At 70.3% G+C, this 16,845-nt stretch carries 16 protein-coding genes, 1 tRNA gene and 1 pseudogene; 14 read left to right on the forward strand and 4 right to left on the reverse strand.

Annotated elements, in window-relative coordinates; genetic code table 11:
- The first annotated feature begins 108 nt into the window (after positions 1-108).
- The gene (locus tag ACEQ2X_RS18575; protein WP_370327348.1) at positions 109-795 is read left to right on the forward strand and encodes a hypothetical protein; all 687 of its coding nucleotides are present in this window, start codon (positions 109-111) and stop codon (positions 793-795) included.
- Positions 796-1,274: 479 nt separating this feature from the next.
- Here the strand turns inward: ACEQ2X_RS18575 and ACEQ2X_RS18580 are convergent, their stop codons facing one another.
- On the reverse strand, positions 1,275-2,672 hold the full coding sequence (locus tag ACEQ2X_RS18580) for a glycoside hydrolase family 10 protein (protein ID WP_370327349.1): 1,398 nt from the start codon (positions 2,670-2,672) through the stop codon (positions 1,275-1,277).
- Positions 2,673-2,968: 296 nt separating this feature from the next.
- Between ACEQ2X_RS18580 and ACEQ2X_RS18585 the strand changes: the two genes are divergently transcribed.
- From ACEQ2X_RS18585 to ACEQ2X_RS18640, 12 genes are all read left to right on the forward strand, one after another.
- Positions 2,969-3,352, forward strand: coding sequence for an NADH-quinone oxidoreductase subunit A (locus tag ACEQ2X_RS18585; RefSeq protein ID WP_370327350.1), 384 nt, complete (start codon positions 2,969-2,971; stop codon positions 3,350-3,352).
- Positions 3,343-3,918: an NADH-quinone oxidoreductase subunit B gene (locus ACEQ2X_RS18590; protein WP_370327351.1), complete on the forward strand. Its 576-nt coding sequence runs from the start codon at positions 3,343-3,345 to the stop codon at positions 3,916-3,918. Before ACEQ2X_RS18585 ends, ACEQ2X_RS18590 begins: the two co-directional genes overlap by 10 nt.
- Positions 3,915-5,228, forward strand: coding sequence for an NADH-quinone oxidoreductase subunit C (locus ACEQ2X_RS18595; RefSeq protein ID WP_370327352.1), 1,314 nt, complete (start codon positions 3,915-3,917; stop codon positions 5,226-5,228). Before ACEQ2X_RS18590 ends, ACEQ2X_RS18595 begins: the two co-directional genes overlap by 4 nt.
- Positions 5,221-6,402 (forward strand): NADH-quinone oxidoreductase subunit D, encoded by a 1,182-nt coding sequence (locus tag ACEQ2X_RS18600; protein WP_370327353.1) that lies wholly within the window; start codon positions 5,221-5,223, stop codon positions 6,400-6,402. The genes ACEQ2X_RS18595 and ACEQ2X_RS18600 overlap by 8 nt, the downstream gene beginning before the upstream one ends.
- 8 nt (positions 6,403-6,410) lie before the next feature.
- A complete protein-coding gene (gene nuoH, locus ACEQ2X_RS18605; RefSeq protein WP_370327354.1) occupies positions 6,411-7,439 on the forward strand; it encodes an NADH-quinone oxidoreductase subunit NuoH in 1,029 nt (342 codons plus the stop codon).
- 2 nt (positions 7,440-7,441) lie between these two features.
- On the forward strand, positions 7,442-8,275 hold the full coding sequence (locus ACEQ2X_RS18610) for an NADH-quinone oxidoreductase subunit I (RefSeq protein WP_370327355.1): 834 nt from the start codon (positions 7,442-7,444) through the stop codon (positions 8,273-8,275).
- Between the two features lie 9 nt (positions 8,276-8,284).
- Positions 8,285-8,908, forward strand: coding sequence for an NADH-quinone oxidoreductase subunit J (locus tag ACEQ2X_RS18615; protein WP_370327356.1), 624 nt, complete (start codon positions 8,285-8,287; stop codon positions 8,906-8,908).
- A gap of 2 nt (positions 8,909-8,910) precedes the next feature.
- Positions 8,911-9,225, forward strand: coding sequence for an NADH-quinone oxidoreductase subunit NuoK (gene nuoK / locus ACEQ2X_RS18620; RefSeq protein ID WP_370327357.1), 315 nt, complete (start codon positions 8,911-8,913; stop codon positions 9,223-9,225).
- Between the two features lie 12 nt (positions 9,226-9,237).
- Complete coding sequence (gene nuoL / locus ACEQ2X_RS18625; protein ID WP_370327358.1) at positions 9,238-11,424, forward strand: NADH-quinone oxidoreductase subunit L; 2,187 nt, start codon at positions 9,238-9,240, stop codon at positions 11,422-11,424.
- Between the two features lie 39 nt (positions 11,425-11,463).
- The gene (locus ACEQ2X_RS18630; protein ID WP_370327359.1) at positions 11,464-12,993 is read left to right on the forward strand and encodes a NuoM family protein; all 1,530 of its coding nucleotides are present in this window, start codon (positions 11,464-11,466) and stop codon (positions 12,991-12,993) included.
- Positions 12,994-13,000: 7 nt separating this feature from the next.
- Positions 13,001-14,497: an NADH-quinone oxidoreductase subunit N gene (locus tag ACEQ2X_RS18635; protein ID WP_370327360.1), complete on the forward strand. Its 1,497-nt coding sequence runs from the start codon at positions 13,001-13,003 to the stop codon at positions 14,495-14,497.
- A gap of 126 nt (positions 14,498-14,623) precedes the next feature.
- A complete protein-coding gene (locus ACEQ2X_RS18640) occupies positions 14,624-15,496 on the forward strand; it encodes a M48 family metalloprotease (protein WP_370327362.1) in 873 nt (290 codons plus the stop codon).
- Between the two features lie 73 nt (positions 15,497-15,569).
- Here the strand turns inward: ACEQ2X_RS18640 and ACEQ2X_RS18645 are convergent, their stop codons facing one another.
- Complete coding sequence (locus ACEQ2X_RS18645; protein ID WP_370327363.1) at positions 15,570-15,728, reverse strand: hypothetical protein; 159 nt, start codon at positions 15,726-15,728, stop codon at positions 15,570-15,572.
- Between the two features lie 158 nt (positions 15,729-15,886).
- The gene (locus tag ACEQ2X_RS18650) at positions 15,887-16,378 is read right to left on the reverse strand and encodes a YajQ family cyclic di-GMP-binding protein (protein ID WP_370327364.1); all 492 of its coding nucleotides are present in this window, start codon (positions 16,376-16,378) and stop codon (positions 15,887-15,889) included.
- Between the two features lie 62 nt (positions 16,379-16,440).
- Between ACEQ2X_RS18650 and ACEQ2X_RS18655 the strand changes: the two genes are divergently transcribed.
- A tRNA-Tyr gene (locus ACEQ2X_RS18655) sits at positions 16,441-16,522 on the forward strand.
- A gap of 73 nt (positions 16,523-16,595) precedes the next feature.
- On the opposite strand, the pseudogene ACEQ2X_RS18660 reads toward ACEQ2X_RS18655, so the two are convergent.
- Positions 16,596-16,845, reverse strand: a pseudogene (locus ACEQ2X_RS18660) (2-oxoglutarate dehydrogenase, E2 component, dihydrolipoamide succinyltransferase); the annotation flags it as partial.

Here is a 16,845-nt window from a genome sequence, read left to right on the forward strand (position 1 = left end):
GTCTGCTCGAGGGGTGCCTACCCGCTCCGGTCCGGGCGTGCACGTGGGGTCGGGGGCAGGGGCCGGGCGTGCACGGGGGCACGTCCCCCACCGCTACAGTCGTGCGCGATGGTTGTCCGGGAGAGGCCGGCCGGGTGGGTGCTCGTCATCGCCCTGGCCCTGGGTGTGGCCGCGTGCGGCGGCGAGGAGCCGTCCGTGCCCCAGGTGGCCGCCACCCCCACCGCCGATCCCGAGCTCGTCGGCGAGGTCAGCGCCACCTTCGCGACCTACCGCAGCGGGGTGGTGCAGGGGGATGCCGGTGCGGTGCTGGGGGCCCTCGACGAGGGGTCGGTCGAGGCCATGGCCCGCGTCGCCGAGCTGGCCGAGACCGCTGACGAGGCGACGGTCCGCGACCTGCCCGCCGCCGACCAGCTGCTGGTGCTGACCTACCGCCTGCGCCCCGAGCTGCTCGAGGGCGACGACCCCTACGAGAACCTCGTCGAGGCGGGCCTCGCCGGCCAGGACCGCTCCCTGGGGGACCTCGGGGACATCAGCCCGGTCCGTGACGACGTCGCGTTCGGCGTGGTGACCGACCCGGCCACGAGCGCGCCGACGCCGCAGCGGTGGCGCTTCGAGCGGGAGGGGGACGTCTGGCGCTTCGACCTCGTCGAGGCGCACCGCCTGCTGAGCGACGCCATCGACGCGGCGGCGGACCGCGCCGGCGTCGGCGTCGACGACCTCGTGGCCGCGACCGTCGTCGACCTGAGCGGCGAGGACCCCCGCACCGTGCAGGAGCTGTACACCGAGACACCCTGAGCCACGGACGAGTTGGTGGATCCGGCGCAGATGGGCGGCGGATCCACCAAGTCGCGAGCGGTGCTGACCGCTGACGGTGCTGGCGAGACGTGCCGGGGTCGCCCGCAAGGGGGCACCTCAGCCCCGCGACGGGCCCGACTGCACGTCGTCGGGTGACCGGCCGGGCCCGACTGCACGCCGTCCGGCACCCTCCCTGACGATGTGCAGTCGTCGCCCCACCAGCACCGGAGGAGGTGGGGGTGGGGATGTGGGGACCCGGACGCCGTGCAGTTGCTCGCACGTCGGCACGGGAGAACGGGCAGCTGGTGGCGTGGGAGACCGGACGCCGTGCAGTGGCCGCCTCCCCGCCAGGGGGACCTGACGATCGCAGGCGCGGGACGGGGGAGCACGGTGCCACACGCACGCCCCACACGCACGGGGACACGCGCCCAGGACGATGCGGCGGCTCGGCGCGCACCGGGTGAGGACCCGGCGGGGAGCTAGGACCCCCAGAGCCCTCCGCCGAGCGCTGGCAGCAGCGCACGCGGGTCCTCGCCTGCGGCGTTCTCGGTGTAGCTGAACAGCACCTCGCCGTCGACGAACGGTGCGGCGGCCTCGAGCTGGGTCAGCGACTCCGGCACGGTGTTCAGCCACGACCCGTGGCCGGGGGCGGCCATGACCCCGGTGGCCTGGCGCAGACCCGCGACGTAGGACATCCAGTGCCGGTGGTACGCGGCGTGGCGGCTCTCGCGGAAGTACAGCATCGGCATGGCGACGTCGATCAGCCCGGCCCCCACCCACTGGTGCCACGGCTGGAAGACCTGGGTGTACGCCGGGGTCGACTCGAACGCCCGGCCGTCCACCGGACCGTCGCCCCACGCGATCAGCGCTGCCGAGATCCCGACCGTGGGGTCGACCGCCTGCACCGCCTGGCGGATCCGGACGAGGATGTCGGTGGTCTGGCGGCGGCGCCAGTCGCTGAACTGCGGGTCGTCGGGGGCGGGGACGTCGGTCCGGCCGGTCTCGGCCTGGAAGCGGCCGAGGGCGGTGGGGTTGTAGCCGTACTCAGCCCCCGGGTAGCGGAGGTAGTCGAGGTGCACCGCATCGACGCCATAGCGGGCCAGCTCGGCGGCGGTGGCGACCACGAGCTCCTGGACCGCCGGGTGGCCCGGGTCCAGGTAGTCACCCGGCTGGCCGTCGGCGGTGTAGGTCAGCCAGCGGTCCTCGAGCGGTGCGTCGGGCCCGTGCTGGGCGCGGATCCAGTGGACCGGCGCGTCCGGGTTCTTCGCCGTCTCCGGCGTCCAGGCCGGCATCGCGGTGTACCAGGCGTGGACGCTCAACCCCCGCTCGTGCCCTTCGGCGACCACCTCGGCGAGCACGTCGAGCCCGGGCTCGAAGCCCTGGTCGGCCGCCCGGGGCAGGACGTCCGAGTCGTAGTAGGCGTCGTAGCGCCGCGCGACCTCCACCACGACGGTGTTGCCGCCGGCTGCGACCACGTCGTCGAGCATCCGCGCGATGGATCCGCGCGTCAGCAGGACGTCGTCCAGCACGTGCACCCACACGCCCCGGATCCGGGCGGGGAACGTCGGCCCGCCCGGCGTGACCGGATCGGCCGGCACGGCCACGTCCGCCGTCGGCGCCGGGACCGGCGTCGGCGTGGCCGTCGGCGGGACATCCGGGGACGGCGCCTGGACGGGCCCCGGAGGTGCTGGCGGCGCGGCCCACTCCGCCACCTCCGCCATCGTGGCCTGGCGCACGCCTGCCGCGTCCTTGTCGACGACGTCGCCGACCAGCACCGGGGGCGAGGGTGCGGCCGCGGCCATCGACACGCCGAGGGCGAGCAGCACCACGATCGCCGCGCTCAGCAGCGGGACGGCTCGCGGGTGGCGGGGGTGCATCGGCGGGGGAGGGGTGGTGGGGGAGGGCGGACGGGACCTTGACGCCCCGCCCGGCACCTGACCACGCTAGCGCGGGCGGTGGTGGGCAGGCCGGGTGGTGCGGCACCCGGATCGTTGGTCACCTCGGCGGCACGGCGTCCGGTCAAGATTCGGCAAGGTTCCGACCCGTTTCGTAGACTGACCCACCCGCAGCCCCTGCGTTCCCACGTCCGCGTCCGGGTGGAGCACCCGGCACGGGAACGTCAGGCCAGCCAGATGCTCAGGCCGCCAACCGAGGGCCCCGCCCCAGGAGAACCATGTCCGAGTACTACCAGGCGTACGGAACCCTCGTGGCCTTGCTGGTCGCCGGGATCGCGCTGGTCGCGATCGCGTTCCTGCTCGGCCGCCTGGTCAGCCCGAGCCGGGCGTACGGCCGGTACGGCGAGAAGCCGATCGCGTTCGAGTCGGGCATCGACCCCGTGGGCTTCGGCTGGTCGCAGACGAACATCCGCTACTACATGTTCGCGTTCATGTTCGTCATCTTCGACGTGGAGACGCTGTTCGTGTTCCCCTGGGCCGTCTACCTCGAGCAGGCGGGAGATGACCAGGGCTTCGTCCTGGGCGTGATGCTGGTCTTCCTGTTCTTCGTGACCGTCACGCTCCCATACGAGCTGAAGAAGGGTGTGCTGAAGTGGGTCTGAGCGACCAGGTAGAGGTTCCGAAGCCGCTCCGGTTCGTCCTGAACTGGGGGCGCAAGTACTCGTTGTGGGTCTACAACTTCGGGTTGGCCTGCTGCGCGATCGAGTTCATCGCCGCGTCGACCGCCCGGCACGACTTCATCCGCCTGGGCGTCATCCCCTTCGCCCACGCTCCCCGCCAAGCCGACCTGATGATCGTGGCCGGCACGCTGACCGACAAGATGGCCCCGGCCATCAAGCGGCTGTACGACCAGATGCCCGAGCCGAAGTACGTGATCAGCTTCGGGTCCTGCTCGAACTGCGGCGGGCCCTACTGGGACTCCTACTCGGTGACCAAGGGCGTCGACCAGATCATCCCCGTCGACGTGTACGTGCCCGGGTGCCCCCCGCGCCCCGAGGCGCTGATCGAGGGCATCGTCCACCTGCAGGAGATGATCCAGCAGGAGTCCCTGAAGGACCGGTACGCGGACCGCGACTCGCGCCAGCCCGTCCCGCCGGGAGGCGGGCGGAACCCGATCGTGGTCGGCGGCGGCGACCCGACCCGGCACCCGGCCTCGGATCCCGCATGAGCGCACCCACGACGCCTGCGGACGCGCCCCTCGAGGCGTTGGCCGCCCAGTTCCGCGAGGAGCTGGGCGAGCGGGTCCTGTCCGCGGACCTCACCTACGACGAGCTCATCGTCCGGGTGACGCCGGAGGCCTACCCGGAGGTCGTGCGGTACTGCAAGCACGACCTCGGCATGGCCTTCTTCGACTTCCTCAGCGCCATCGACGAGCGTGAGGAGGGCTTCAGCGTCATCGCGCGGATGTACGACCACGTCAGCCGGCGCGGGGTCGTCGTGAAGGTCATGGTCCCCGGGGGCCGCGACGAGCCGCGGCTGCCGTCGATCGCCGACGTCTACCGCGGTGCCAACTGGCACGAGCGCGAGGCCTACGACATGTTCGGCATCGTCTTCGAGGGCCACCCCGGCCTGCTGCCGCGCATCCTGACCGTCGAGAACTTCGAGGGCTGGCCCCTCCGCAAGGAGTTCAAGCTGTCGAGCCGGGTCGTCAAGCCGTGGCCGGGTGCGAAGGAGCCGGGCGAGCCCGGCGAGGCCGAGGGCGGCTCCGAGGCGGCGCCGGCGCACGGCGCCGCACCCGTCCCCGGCGACGACCCGAGCGACCGCGCGGCCGCCGCGAAGGCCAAGGCCGAGCGCGCCAAGGCCAAGGCCGCGGAGGCGCGCAAGCGCAAGGCCGAGGAGAAAGCGGCGGCGCAGGCCGCCGAGGGCACACCCGACGAGCCCGCACCCGACGCCGAGGCGGGTCCCGCTCCCACGGCCGCCGCGGTGGACGACGCCGAGCCCGGGTCGGCCCGCGAGGCCGCGCAGGCCGCGGCGGGCGAGGCCACGTCAGCCCACACCCCCGACCCCACCACCCCCGAGGGCGCGTCCAAGATCGCCGACACGGCGGTCGCGAAGGACGCCGCCGCCGGGCAGACGGCGGGCCAGGAGCTCGCCCCCGGCGAACAGCCCGGTTCCGGCGAGCCGGACCGCGACCCGGTCGCCGAGGAGGCGATGTCGAAGGGCGGTCCCGCCCAGGACAGCGGCACGCCCGGCGTCGAGCGCGAGGGCACCCACGACCTCGAGGAGTCGACGGCCCGAACCGAGGTGTCGGACGAGCCGACCGCAGAGGACGCGGCCAGCCGCGAGCAGGCCGGCGTGGGCCCCGAAGGCGGCACCGGCGCCTTCGCCGACTCCACCCGCCACGACCACCCCGTCGGCTCCAGCGGCACCGACGACGACGTCCGGGACGCCTCCGCCCCCGATGCGGCCGACGCGACCGACCCCGATGCGGCGGCACCACCCACCGCAGAGCCCGAGGAGGACCACGACCGTGAGTGAGACCCTCGCACGACCCGACGCCCCGGTGATGCCGGGCGGCCCCGCCGAGGGGATGCTCGTCGAGTTCCGCGGTGGGGAGATCGACACGACGTCGATGAACCTCAACGTCGGCCCGGCGCACCCGGCGACCCACGGCGTCCTGCGGCTGGTGATCGACCTCGACGGCGAGAAGATCATCAAGGCCCAGCCGGTCATCGGCTACATGCACCGCGGGTTCGAGAAGCTGGCCGAGGACCGGGACTACCGCCAGATCATGGCGCTGGTCAACCGCCACGACTGGCTGAGCGCGTTCTGCAACGAGGTCGGCGTCGCGATCGCCGTCGAGCGGATGATGGAGCTCGAGGTCCCCGAGCGGGCCCAGTGGATCCGCGTCCTCATGTGCGAGTGGAACCGGATCCTGAACCACCTGCTGATGCTCGGCTCCTACGCCCTCGAGCTCGGGGCGCTGACGCCGATGTTCTACACGGTGCGCGAGCGCGAGGACATCCAGAACATCATGGAGTCCGCCACCGGCGGGCGGCTGCACTTCAGCTACACCCGGGTCGGCGGGCTGAAGGAGGATCTGCCCCGCGGGTTCCTGGCCGCCAGCGCGGACATGGCCGAACGCATGAAGACCTGCATCGCCCAGTACGAGGACCTGCTGCTCGGCAACGAGATCTTCATCGCCCGCACCAAGGGCGTCGGCGAGCTGCCCCAGGACGTCGCCCTCGACTTCGGGGTCAGCGGCATCATGCTCCAGTCGACCGGCATCGCCGAGGACGCCCGGGTCTCCGCCCCGTACATGGCCTACGACAAGGTCCACGTGCCGGTCCCGGTCGGCAGCCGAGGCGACTCCTTCGACCGCTTCAGGATGCTGATCGAGCGGATGAAGGCCAGCGTGCACATCATCGAGCAGGTGCACGACGGCATCCCGGCGGGTCCCGTCAACGTCAAGTTGCCGAAGATCGTCAAGGCCCCCGAGGGCGAGATCTACGTGCGGACCGAGAACCCCCTCGGCCAGGGCGGCTACTACCTGGTCTCGGACGGCCAGAAGACCCCGTGGCGGCTGAAGATGCGCACCCCGTCCTTCTCGAACATCCAGGCCGTGTCGTGGCTGCTCGAGGGCCAGCTCCTCGCGGACATGATCGCGATCCTCGGCTCGGTGTTCTTCGTCGTCGGCGACGTGGACCGGTAGGGGCGGCGATGGAATCGGTCTTCGCCCTGGACAGCTTCTGGCTGTCCCTCGTCCTGAAGCTGGTCGCGGTCGTCGGCTTCTTCCTGGTCGTCCCGCTCGTGGCGGGCTACCAGGAGCACAAGGTCCTCGGCTTCATGCAGAACCGCCTCGGCCCGATGGAGGCCGGCCCCTACGGCGCGCTCCAGCTCGTGGCCGACGGCATCAAGTTCATCCAGAAGGAGGACATCATCCCGGCGGCGGCCGACCGGCGGGTCTTCGCCGCCGCGCCCGGCGTGGTGCTGGTCCCCACGCTGCTGATGATCCTCGTGCTGCCGCTGTCGCCCGGCGGGTTCGCCGAGGACTTCGACATCGGCCTGTTCGCCGCCCTCGCGATCTCGTCGGTCTCCACCGTCGGGATCATGATGGCCGCCTGGGCGTCGGCGTCGAAGTACTCCCTGATCGGCGGGATCCGCGAGGCCGCCCAGCTGATCGCCTACGAGATCCCGCTCTTCATCGCCGCGGCCGGCGTCGTGATGCAGGCCGGCACGATGTCGCTGGTCGGCATCGTCGAGGCCCAGCACGACTTCACCGCCTTCGGGATCCCGGTCCCCTACGCCGTCCCCCAGGCGATCGGGCTGCTGCTGTTCTCCATCGCCGCCCTGGCGGAGCTGAACCGCACGCCCTTCGACATCCCGATCGCCGACTCCGAGGTCATCGCCGGCCACATGACGGAGTACTCGGGTCTGCGCTTCGCCTTCTTCCTGCTGAGCGAGTACGCGGGGATGGTCGTCTACTCGGCGCTGATCACCGTCATGTTCCTCGGCGGCTGGTACCTGTGGCCCGGCGTGCCGCTGCCGGACAACGCGCTCCTCGCCAACCTCCTCGGGCTGGTCATCTCGCTCGCCAAGATCCTCGGCCTGGTGTTCGTCATGACGTGGCTGCGCTCGACGTACCCGCGGATGCGCGAGGACCAGCTTCAGCGCCTGGCCTGGACCGTCCTGATCCCGCTCGCGATCTTCCAGCTCATCGCCATCGCCGTCTTCAAGGTGGTCGCCTAACGATGTCGACACCCACCTCACCGACCAAGCCGCCCGAGCCCGTCGAGCCGGCCCGCTCCGGACCGCCGTCGATCGGCCTGCTGAAGGGGCTCGGCGTCACGCTGAAGACCCTGTTCACCAAGCCGACGACGCAGCAGTACCCCCACGTCAAGCCCGACCTGCCCCCGCGCACGCGGGGGGTCATCGCGCTGATGGAGGAGAACTGCACGGTCTGCATGCTCTGCGCCCGCGAGTGCCCGGACTGGTGCATCTACATCGACTCCCACAAGGAGACGGTGCCGCCCAAGGACGGCGGCCGAGCCCGGACCCGGAACATCCTCGACCGCTTCGCGATCGACTTCGCGCTGTGCATGTACTGCGGGATCTGCGTGGAGGTCTGCCCCTTCGACGCGCTGTTCTGGTCGCCGGAGTTCGAGTACTCCACGCTGACCATCGCCGAGCTCACCCACGAGAAGTCCCAGCTCCGCACGTGGATGGACACCGTGCCCCCGCCGGTGGAGCTCGAGTACGGCGCGGAGCTGCCCACCGAGATCAAGCAAGGACTCGACGCTGCCCGCAAGAAGGCCGCGCAGAGCGCCGCCAAGGTCGCCGCCGCACCGGCTGCCCAGGCCGGCGCCGCCGCGGAGGGAGCCGGTGCCGCCACCGCGGTCAAGAAGCGCCCGGAGGACGACATCCACGTCGAGGCCCAGATCGACCAGGAGGTCTTCGACCGCCTCGTCGCCGAGGGCAAGTCCGAGCGGGTCGCCCGGGCGACGGCGAAGGCCGCGTACGTCCGGGCCGAGAAGAAGCGCATCCTCGCCGAGCGGGGCGACGGGTCGACCGAGGGCGAGGGCTGAGCCGTGGAGATGGCCGACATCTGGATGCTGATCGTGCTGGTGCTCGCCGGCGCGGCGGGGATCTTCGTGGTGACCTCCCCCAACGTGGTGCACTCCGCGCTGGGCCTGGTCGTCGTCATGCTCGGCACGGCCGGGACGTTCCTGCTGCTCGGGACCGAGTTCCTCGCCTGGACCCAGGTCCTCGTCTACGCCGGCGGCGTGATCGTCCTCATCCTCTTCGGGCTGATGCTGACCAAGGCGCCGATCGGGCCGGTCGGGGACGACTCGCAGAACAAGCGGCTCGCCTTCGGCGTGTCCGTCGCGCTGTTCGCCTTCCTGATGGTCCTGATCGTCACCTCCTTCGGCGACACCCGCCTGGCGCTGACGGTCACCCCGACGGTGTCGCTGGCGGAGTTCCTCTACGTCGAGTGGGCGTTCCCGCTCCTCGCCATGGGCTTCCTGCTCACCGTCGCCCTCGTCGGCGCGGTGATCATCGCCCGGCAGGAGGAGGGGGAGGGGCCGCTGCCCGACGACGAGGACTTCATCGACCGCACCGAGGCCGGCCCCGTCCGCGCCGGCGACACCTACGCCGAGCCGGGCGCGATCGGACCCCAGGGCGGACGCCCGACCGGCGTGACGGCAGGGGAGCGGTAGGGATGGAAGCCGTCTTCCCGCTGACGTTCTCCGCCCTGCTCTTCTGCACGGGCATCTACGGCGTGCTCGCCCGCCGCAACGCGGTGCTGGTGCTGATGAGCGTCGAGATGATGCTCGCCGCCGTCACCGTGAACCTCGTGACCTTCGGCCTTCTGGCCGCCGAAGCCGGCGACGCCATCTTCACCGGCCAGATCTTCGCGTTGTTCGTGATCGCCATCGGCGCCGCCGAGGTCGGCGTGGGCCTCGCGATCATCCTGCTGCTCTACCGCAACCGCGCGACGGTCAACATCGACGACGCCGACCTGATGAAGTACTGAGGCCGACGGACCATGATCTCTGACTACGCATGGGTGATCCCCGCGCTGCCGGCCCTGTCGGCTGTGCTCATCCTGTTCTTCGGCAAGCACATGCGGGGCAAGGGCGCCGAGTTCGGCATCGCGGCGCTCGCGATCGCCTTCGTCCTGAGCGCCTTCGTCGCGGTGGAGGTCTTCACGGCGAACGTGGAGGCCGTCGCGGACCTCGAGGCGGCCCTCAACGAGGAGGGGGGCGGTGACGCCGACCACGCGGAGGAGGAGACCTCGTTCCTCGACGGGGTCCGGGTGGCCGCCACCGGCATCGAGGGCATGCAGCTGGCCGCGGAGGGCGGCGAGGCGATCGAGATCCCCGAGGGCATCTCGAGCTTCGTGAACGAGGACTCCGTCTCCCTCGGGTCCCTCGGGGGCGGGTTCGAGCTCGAGGCCGGCCAGCGCATCGACGGCCTCGCCGCGATGATGTTCCTGCTGGTGACCTTCGTGTCGCTGATGGTGCACATCTACTCGACCGGCTACATGCATGGCGAGCCGCGGTACACCTACTACTTCACCCTCCTGAGCCTGTTCACGATGTCCATGCTCCTCATGGTCATCGCCAACAACATGCTGCAGCTGCTCGTCGGCTGGGAGCTCGTGGGGGTCTGCAGCTTCCTGTTGATCGGGTTCTACTGGGAGGGGCGGAAGAACCAGTCCGCCGCCCAGAAGGCGTTCCTCACCACCAAGTTCGGCGACATCGGCCTGATGGTCGGCGTGGTCAGCCTGTGGGCCCAGTTCGGGACGTTCAACATCGCGACGATCATCGACGACGCCACCCACGGGGTGCAGGCGGGCGGCGCACCCCTCGACGAGGGGCTCCTCACCTTCGGGCTGATCTCGCTGTTCATCGGCGCGATCGGCAAGTCCGCCCAGTTCCCCCTCCAGACCTGGCTGCCCGACGCGATGGCGGGCCCGACCCCGGTCTCGGCGCTGATCCACGCCGCGACGATGGTGACCGCGGGGATCTTCCTGGTCGCCCGGATCTACCCCGTCTACCGGCTGTCGGCCACCGCCCTCGCGGTGATCGCGGTCATCGGCGCGATCACGCTGTTCTCGATGGGGCTCCTCGCGCTGGTGCAGGACGACATCAAGCGGGTGCTGGCCTACTCGACGGTGTCCCAGCTCGGCTACATGGTCGCGGCGCTCGCGTTCAGCTACACCGCCGGGATCTTCCACCTCTTCACCCACGGGTTCTTCAAGGCCCTGCTGTTCCTCGCGTCCGGGTCGGTCATCCACGCCGTCCACTCGAACAACATGGAGGACATGGGCGGCCTGCGGAAGTCCATGCCGGTGACCTTCGTGACCTGGTCGATCGGCACGCTCGCCCTGGCGGCGGTGTTCCCGCTCGCCGGCTTCTGGTCGAAGGACGAGGTCCTCGCGGGCGCGCTCGACGCGGGCGGCTACACCGGCAACCTGGTCTGGATCCTGGGCCTGCTCGGGGGGTTCATCACCGCCTTCTACATGGCGCGCGCGACCACGATGACGTTCTTCGGCACCTACCGGGGACGTTCGGGCCACAGCACCGACGGGTCGGTCAGCACGCCGCACGAGTCACCCGGCTCGATGAAGTGGCCGCTGATCCTCCTCGCGGTGCCGGCTGCGCTGATCGGCTTCATCAACCTGCCGTTCGACTTCGCCCACTCGGTGTCCTTCGCGGCGTGGACGATGCCGTCCCTCGAGTACTTCGTGACCCACCCGCCCCACTTCTTCCTGTGGCTCGCCGGCGCGTCGCTGGCCCTGGCCCTCCTCGGCCTGGGGGCGGGCTACGCGATGTACCGCCGCTACCGCGCGCCGGCCGAGGACCCGTTCAACAACCTCGGCCTGGTCACCACGGTGCTGCAGCGCAAGTACTTCCTCGACGACCTGTACTCGGGCGTGATCATGCACACGATCCGCGACCGGGTCGCCCCGGCCGCCTACTGGATCAACGACCGGGTCATCGACCGGTTCGTCTACCTGGTCGGCGCCTCGCAGACCGCCCTCGGCCGCAACCTGTACCGGGTGGTGGACCAGAAGGGCATCGACGGGGCCGTCAACGGCCTCGGCACCGGCGCCGGCTGGACCGGCGGGCTGATCAAGTTCGCCCAGTCCGGCAACGTCCAGTTCTACGCCGGTGCGATGTTCATCGGGGTGTTCGTCTTCGCCGTCCTGTTCGCCGCCGCCGCGTAGCCGCGGCTCCGACGTCTCAACAGAGGATCTCAGAGAATCATGTTCTGGTCTGACTGGGCGATCACGCTCACGCTCTTCACCCCGCTGCTCGGCGCAGCGGCCATCGCGCTGATCCCGAAGGCGCAGGAGGAGTCCGCCAAGCCGGTGGCGCTGGTGGTGTCGATCATCGGCTTCGCGCTGTCCCTCGGGATCCTCGCCGGCTACGACTTCGGCGCCGCCGGCCTGCAGTACGAGGTCGACATCCCCTGGATCGACGCGGTCGGGGCGCGGTACCACATCGGCATCGACGGGATCAGCCTGCCGCTGTTCGTGCTGAGCTACCTGCTGACGTTCCTCTGCAGCGTCTACGCCTACCACCACATCGAGGAGCCCGGGAAGCCCAAGGCCTTCCTCGCCCTGATGCTGCTGCTGCAGACCGGCATGGCCGGGACCTTCATCGCCTTCGACCTGATCCTGTTCTTCATCTTCTGGGAGCTGGTCCTGGTCCCGATGTACTTCATGATCGGCGTGTGGGGCGGCCCGCGCCGGGAGTACGCGGCGGTCAAGTTCTTCCTCTACACCCTCTTCGGTTCGGTGTTCATGCTGGTCGCGTTCCTCGCGCTGCGGTTCACCGCCGGGACCTTCGACATCCCCGAGCTGATCGCGTTCGGACAGGCGAACGAGTTCGGCCTGACCTTCGAGCGCCTCGCCTTCCTCGGCATCTTCCTCGGCTTCGCCATCAAGGTGCCGATGTGGCCGTTCCACACCTGGCTGCCCGACGCGCACACCGAAGCGCCGACGGTCGGCTCGGTCCTGCTGGCGGGCATCCTGCTGAAGATGGGGACCTACGGGTTCGTCCGCATCGCCATCCCGATCCTCCCGAACGGAGCGATGGACTTCGCGCCGATCATCGCGGTGCTCAGCGTGATCGCGATCATCTACGGCGCGCTGTGCTGCATGGCCCAGACCGACCTGAAGCGCCTGATCGCCTTCAGCTCGGTCGGTCACATGGGCTTCGTCATGCTCGGCATCGCGACCCTGACGCCGGTCGGCATCAACGCCGGCATCTTCGGGATGATCGCCCACGGGGTGATCACCGGGATGCTGTTCTTCGTCGTCGGGTCGATGAAGGAGCGCTACCACACCCGCGACATCGCCACGATCGGCGGCGGGGCGCTGCAGACCATGCCGAAGATGGCGGCGATCCTGACCTACGTCTCGATCGCGTCCCTCGGCCTGCCCGGCCTGGCGGGCTTCCCCGGCGAGTTCGGCGCGCTTCTGAGCGCGTTCCAACCCGCGCCGGGCCTCGCCGACGCCGGCCTGCTGACCTTCTACCGGGTCCTGATGGTCCTCGGCGCGGTCGGGACGGTCCTCACCGCCGGCTACTTCCTCTACATGCTGCAGCGGATCAACATGGGCTCCGCGCCCGACCGCTGGCTGAAGGCCGGTCTGGCCGACGTGAGCGTGATCGAGTGGGGGACGTGGCTGCCGCTGCTGCTCATGACCCTCCTCCTCGGGATCATGCCGTTCCTCGTCTGGAACATCACGACGCCGGACGTGAACGCCCTCCTGTCGTACTTCACCGGGTAGGACCGCGATGCCAACGGTTGCACCGACCACCATCGACTGGGTCTCGCTCATCCCCGAGCTGATCCTGCTCGCCACGACGTTCGTGGTGCTGCTGGTCGAGCCGTTCCTGCCCCGCGAGCGGGTCCGGCTGGTGAACCCGATCGCGGTGCTCGGCACCGCCGCGTCGCTGGGCGCGGTCATCTGGCTCGCGGTCGACGGCACCACCCGGCAGTCGTTCGGGAACATGTTCGTCGTCGACAACTACGCCCTCCTGTTCAAGGGCTTCTTCCTGGCGAGCGGGATCGTGGTGCTGCTGATCAGCTGGCGGTACTTCCAGGAGGTCCGCACCTACCAGGGCGAGTACTACTTCCTGCTGCTCAGCGCCTACGTCGGCATGCTGCTGATGCCGTCGGCCCGCGACCTGGTGATGGTGTTCATCGCCTTGGAGCTGGTCAGCGTCCCCGGCTTCGTCATGGCCGGTCTCCGCAAGTTCGACCTGCGCTCCAACGAGGGCGCGATGAAGTTCTTCCTGATCGGCGTGCTGAGCATCGCCGTGCTGCTGTTCGGCGCCTCGATCCTGTACGGCTACACCGGCACGACGGACCTGGTCGCCATGGCCGGGGCGCTCGAGGGGTTGGCCACCGAGCCGCTGGTCCTCGGCTCGATGCTGTTCGTCATCGTGGGGTTCGGCTTCAAGATCTCGGCGGTGCCGTTCCACTTCTGGGCGCCGGACACCTACGAGGGCGCCCCGATCCCGGTGACCGCGTTCCTGTCGGTGCTGAGCAAGGCAGCCGGCATGGCCGGGCTGCTGCAGGTCTGCTTCATCGCGTTCGCGCCGCTCGCCGACGTCTGGGCGCCGGTGCTCGGGATCATCGCGATCCTGACGATGACGCTCGGGAACCTCACGGCCATGCAGCAGACGTCGGTGGTCCGCATGCTGGCCTACTCATCGGTGTCGACCGGCGGGTTCATCCTGGTGCCGTTCGGCATCGTCGGCACCGGCACCGCGGCCGCGACGATCAACTCCCAGGCGTTCCAGGCCGTGCTCGTCTACCTGCTCGTCTACTCGGTCATGAACATCGGCGCGTTCGCCGTCGTGATCGCGGTGGCGCGCCACCGGCCGCGGAAGTCCATCGCGGACTTCGCCGGCCTGGGCCAGTCCCAGCCGCTCCTCGCGGTGTCGCTGACCTTGTTCCTGGTGGCGCTGACGGGCATCCCGCCGCTGGTCGGCTGGTACGCGAAGTTCGTGATCCTGGCCGCCGTGGCCCAGCCGGCCACGGCGTTCGGGATCGTCCTGGCGGCGGCGATCGTCATCAACTCGGTGATCGGCGCCTTCTACTACCTGCGGGTCGCCCGCACGATGTGGATGGACGAGCCGGCCGAGGGTCCGCTCCTCACCCGCCCGGGCATCCCCCTCGGCGTGGCGATCGGCGGCCTCGCCATCGCGGCCGTGGTGCTCGGGATCCTCCCGCAGGCCTTCGCCGGCTTCGCGGAGATGTCGACGCTGGTGGCCGCCGGCGGCTGAGCGGCGCGGGGGCGTGGACTGGCGCCGTTTGGCGCAACCTTTACCACACCCCCACTGAGGGGAGGGTGGTGCTCACTACCCTTGTGGACACCCCCCACCCCCCTCCCCCAGGAGCTGAGCACACCCGTGTTCAAGTCGTTCAAGACCTTCGTCCTGCTCGCCGGCCTCTCGGGTCTGCTGCTGTTCGCGGGTCAGGCCATCGGCGGGTCCAGCGGACTCGTCACGGCCCTCGTCATCGCCATGGCGATGAACGTCGGCACCTACTGGTTCTCCGACAAGCTCGCGATCAAGATGGCGCGCGGCGAGCCCGCGGACGAAGCCAGCTACCCCTGGTACCACGAGATGGTCAACAGCCTCTCCGCACGCGCCGGGCAGCCCGCGCCGCGGCTGTACATCTCCCCCTCCCCCCAGCCGAACGCCTTCGCGACCGGTCGGAACCCGGCACACGCGGCGGTCTGCGTCAACCAGGGCCTCATCGACCTGCTCAACCGGGACGAGATGGAGGGCGTGATCGCCCACGAGCTCTCCCACGTCTACAACCGCGACATCCTGATCGGGACCATCGCCGCGACGATCGCGACGGCGATCACGTTCATGGCTCGCATCGGGTTCTGGTTCGGGGGCGGCCGGGACCGCGAGGGCGGTGCCATCGGCGGCATCGCCATGCTGATCCTGGCCCCGATCGCCGCGGCCCTGCTGCAGTTCGCCGTGACCCGCAGCCGCGAGACCCAGGCCGACACCTCAGGCGCCGAGCTGTCCGGCAAGCCGCTGGCCCTCGCCAGCGCCCTGCAGAAGCTCGAGGCGGGCGGACGCCAGCTCGCGCGCCGCGGCGTGGGCGGCACGCCGGCGGAGGCGTCCAGCGCCTTCCAGTCCCTCTACATCTCCGCGCCGTTCGGCGGGCTGGGGCAGGCCGGGAACCTGTTCCGGACCCACCCGAAGACCGAGGACCGGGTCGCCAACCTCCAGCGCATCGCCCGTGAGATGGGCCAGATCGCCTAGCGGGTGCCTTCCCGCAGACGCAGACGAGCCCCGGACCGCAGGTGCGGCCGGGGCTCGATGCAGGTCTGGGGCTCTACTTGGACGCGTGGTAGGCGGCCATCCGAGCCCGGTGGAGCTCGTAGTTCGAGCGGGCCAGCGCCGGGAGGTCGGCGCCGCTGCGGCGCAGGTCCTCGTGGGCGTTGAAGGCCCGCAGCAGGGCCTGGAACGATGCGTTGAACTCGGTGTTGCGCATTACGGGGCTCACCTCCCGGTGATGGACGTCGTCGACGTGTGAACGCCATCACTGTATCGGCGCATTCCCGCTCAGCTTAAGGACCTATTGCCCTTTAGGTCATGACAGAGGTCCCGGTGTTGCCGGGGACCACCGGATCGGGGGAGCAGCCCCCGGCCTCACTTGTAGTTGGTGAACTGCAGGGGGAGGCCCTGGTCGTTGTTGCGCAGCAGGGCCTGGACCTCCTGCAGGGCGTCGCGCGACTTGGAGCTGATGCGGAGCCGGTCGTCCTGGACCGCCGGGGTGACCTTGAGCTTGGACGCCTTGATCAGCTTGACCATCTCCTTGGCCTTGTCCTTCGGGATGCCGGCGACCAGCCCGATCTCGAGGCGGCTGTGCCCCTTCGAGGCCGGCTTCACCTCCCCGACGTCGAGGGCCTTCTGGCTGAGCTTGCGCTTGATCATCCGCGTCTGGAGCACGTCGAGGGCTGCCATCACCCGCTCCTCGGAGTTCGCCTCGATCACGATCTGGTCGCCGGACCAGCGGATCGAGGCGTCCGTCCCCTTGAAGTCGAACCGCTGGGCGAGCTCCTTGGCGGCCTGGTTGAGGGCGTTGTCGACCTCCTGACGGTCGACCTCCGCCACGACGTCGAAGCTGTTCTCTGCTGCCATGGCGGACAGGCTATCGGCGCGTCGTGCACCGCTCCCCGCCGGTGCTACCCTTCCTGCTCCTCGGTGGGTTGCCCGAGTGGCCAAAGGGAGCAGACTGTAAATCTGCCGGCTATGCCTTCGAAGGTTCAAATCCTTCACCCACCACTCGCACAGGCCTGCGGCTGACGGACCGCCGCCGGTTCCCGCCGCGGCCAGGTGCATGCGGTCCACAGGTGGCTCAGTCCCAGGAGGGGGTGGGCGTCCGCCTCGTGGCGGTGGGCGCCCGTGGGGCGATGGCGGGCGTGGTGGCCGGGGCGGCGGGGCCGTCGTGGGCCCGTGGGGCGATGGCGGGCGGGGTGGCCGGGGCGGCGGGGCCGTCGTGGGCCCGTGGGGCGAGGGCGGGCGTGGTGGCCGGGGCGGCGGGGCCGTCGTGGGCCCGTGGGTCGATGGCGGGCGTGGTGGCCGGGGCGGCGGGGCCGTCGTGGGCC

It is taken from the genome of Euzebya sp. (assembly GCF_964222135.1).
Classification (GTDB): domain Bacteria; phylum Actinomycetota; class Nitriliruptoria; order Euzebyales; family Euzebyaceae; genus Euzebya.

Bases quoted from the DNA above. Each gene is read 5' to 3' on its own strand.
- nuoH (WP_370327354.1), top strand. From the start codon at position 6,411: ATGGAATCGGTCTTCGCCCTGGACAGCTTCTGGCTGTCCCTCGTCCTG.
- nuoL (WP_370327358.1), top strand. From the start codon at position 9,238: ATGATCTCTGACTACGCATGGGTGATCCCCGCGCTGCCGGCCCTGTCG.
- ACEQ2X_RS18635 (WP_370327360.1), top strand. From the start codon at position 13,001: ATGCCAACGGTTGCACCGACCACCATCGACTGGGTCTCGCTCATCCCC.
- ACEQ2X_RS18645 (WP_370327363.1), bottom strand. From the start codon at position 15,728: ATGCGCAACACCGAGTTCAACGCATCGTTCCAGGCCCTGCTGCGGGCC.
- ACEQ2X_RS18615 (WP_370327356.1), top strand. From the start codon at position 8,285: ATGGCCGACATCTGGATGCTGATCGTGCTGGTGCTCGCCGGCGCGGCG.
- ACEQ2X_RS18595 (WP_370327352.1), top strand. From the start codon at position 3,915: ATGAGCGCACCCACGACGCCTGCGGACGCGCCCCTCGAGGCGTTGGCC.
- ACEQ2X_RS18610 (WP_370327355.1), top strand. From the start codon at position 7,442: ATGTCGACACCCACCTCACCGACCAAGCCGCCCGAGCCCGTCGAGCCG.
- ACEQ2X_RS18630 (WP_370327359.1), top strand. From the start codon at position 11,464: ATGTTCTGGTCTGACTGGGCGATCACGCTCACGCTCTTCACCCCGCTG.
- ACEQ2X_RS18575 (WP_370327348.1), top strand. From the start codon at position 109: ATGGTTGTCCGGGAGAGGCCGGCCGGGTGGGTGCTCGTCATCGCCCTG.
- nuoK (WP_370327357.1), top strand. From the start codon at position 8,911: ATGGAAGCCGTCTTCCCGCTGACGTTCTCCGCCCTGCTCTTCTGCACG.
- ACEQ2X_RS18580 (WP_370327349.1), bottom strand. From the start codon at position 2,672: ATGCACCCCCGCCACCCGCGAGCCGTCCCGCTGCTGAGCGCGGCGATC.
- ACEQ2X_RS18585 (WP_370327350.1), top strand. From the start codon at position 2,969: ATGTCCGAGTACTACCAGGCGTACGGAACCCTCGTGGCCTTGCTGGTC.
- ACEQ2X_RS18650 (WP_370327364.1), bottom strand. From the start codon at position 16,378: ATGGCAGCAGAGAACAGCTTCGACGTCGTGGCGGAGGTCGACCGTCAG.